3 protein-coding genes and 1 pseudogene are annotated in these 1,667 nt (G+C 72.3%); all 4 read right to left on the minus strand.

The annotated features are described in order from the left end of the window. Positions 1 to 346: pseudogene (locus ABZY11_RS44300) on the minus strand (hypothetical protein); the annotation flags it as partial. Continuing rightward, positions 343 to 696, minus strand: a complete 354-nt coding sequence (locus ABZY11_RS44305; RefSeq protein WP_356484592.1) for a hypothetical protein — start codon at positions 694 to 696, stop codon at positions 343 to 345. The gene ABZY11_RS44305 and the pseudogene ABZY11_RS44300, both read right to left, overlap by 4 nt. A gap of 5 nt (positions 697 to 701) precedes the next feature. Next, positions 702 to 893: a hypothetical protein gene (locus tag ABZY11_RS44310; RefSeq protein WP_356484590.1), complete on the minus strand. Its 192-nt coding sequence runs from the start codon at positions 891 to 893 to the stop codon at positions 702 to 704. 32 nt (positions 894 to 925) lie between these two features. After that, the gene (locus ABZY11_RS44315) at positions 926 to 1,399 is read right to left on the minus strand and encodes an Asp23/Gls24 family envelope stress response protein (protein ID WP_356484591.1); all 474 of its coding nucleotides are present in this window, start codon (positions 1,397 to 1,399) and stop codon (positions 926 to 928) included. Positions 1,400 to 1,667 lie beyond the last annotated feature (268 nt).

The following is a 1,667-nucleotide window of genomic DNA, read 5'->3' on the forward strand; positions in this document are numbered from 1 at the left end:
GCCAGGCGTTCCCCAGCGGGCGCTCCGCGAGCTCGTCGGCCAGCGCCCGGCGCCAGCGCATCGCCGGGCGGTCGGCCCGCACCGCCGCCACGTCGTAGAGCAGCAGGCCTGCACCGCCCAGGGTCACGAGCGCGAGGACCGCCGCGGGGACACGGCGCGCCGACCAGAAGCGGCCCGCCCGGACAGCCCCCTCCTGCCGCTCGGGCACCGGTTCGTACGCGGCGGACGAGGCGGACTGGTCGAGTTCGAGCACATCGCCCTTGCCTTCGCGCGCCTCCGCCTCTTCGGCCGGGCCGGTGGTGGACGGTCGTCGCGTACGGTGCTCCGGTTCATGGGGCCCGGTCATCGGATCCTCCCCTGTGCCGCGATGCTCGCTCCCGTCGGATGCAGGCGCTCGACCTGTACGGCCACCTCGGGCACTTCCATCCCCGCCAACGCTTTTACCCGCCCGGCGACATGCCGACGCACCCCGCCGCACTGGCGGCCGATGTCGCAGGGGTATCCGAGCTCCAGGCTCACCCGAACCCGGGCGGTGCCCCGGTGCACCGTGACCGTGGCGCGCGGTGCGGCGCCTTCCTTCGGCGGCTCGTCGATCGCCTCCTTCGCCGCCTGCGCGGCGATCTTCGCGACCACCCGGTCGGCGATCCGGGTCTCCCCGCGCTCAGCGGCGGCGATCCGGCCGCTCACCCCCGACAACGCCGTCACCGCCGTCGGTCGCCGCGCTCGCGACTCCGGAAGAAGTCGCCGAGCTCCAGGTCGCCCTCCAGGAAGCGACCGGCCACGAAGCCGATCGCCCCCAGGGCGGCCACCAGCAGGAAGGCCCCGAATCCGCCGAAGTACCCGGCGAATGCGAGCGCCATGCCGGCCACCATGCCGACCACAGCCATGCTCATCGTGCGCTCCTCAACTGCCTCGCGCCAAGGGCCTAATGGAGACGTGGCTCGGGCTGCTCTTCGTCGTCGGCCTCGTCGGGCAGCTTCACGTCGCTCACCGCGATGTTGACCTCGACGACTTCCAGGCCGGTCATCCGCTCGACCGCCGCGACCACGTTCTCCCGTACGTCACGGGCGACATCGCCGATCGAAACGCCGTACTCGACGACGATCTCCAGGTCGAGCGCGGTCTGGGATTCCCCGACCTCCGCCTTCACCCCGCGGGTGACGGACCTGCCACCACCGGGTACCCGGTCGCGTACCGCTCCGAAGGTGCGCGAGAGGCCGCTGCCCATCGCATGGACGCCTGCCACATCGCGTGTCGCCATGCCGGCGATCTTCTCGACCACACCGTCGGCGATGGTCGTGCGGCCACGGGTGGCGGGGGCTCCCCCGCCACGCTTGATGAGGGGACTCGGTTCCTTGTCGGGGCTCTCGGGCCGGTTCCGCTGCGTGGTTTCGGTCATCGCCACATTTCCCTTCGGGGCAGGTTGGACCTACTTGCCCACATTAGGTGTGCTTGCAGCATTACGCGCCATGGATGCGGCAGGCTGGGGAAATGACGACGGCTGACGGCCCGCGCAGGGCAGACGGATGGGCAGCGGCGGTCCGGCAACGGCTCGGCCTCGGCCGGCTGCTTCCGCTGGGCGGCCCGGCGGACGGCGCCTGGATCTCCGAACGGGCCGCGGTCACGGTGCTGCGCGGCGCGGTGGCGGAAGAGGGCCCCGGCCCGGT

The sequence above is a fragment of the Streptomyces sp. NPDC006510 genome, from assembly GCF_040611955.1.
GTDB lineage: Bacteria > Actinomycetota > Actinomycetes > Streptomycetales > Streptomycetaceae > Streptomyces.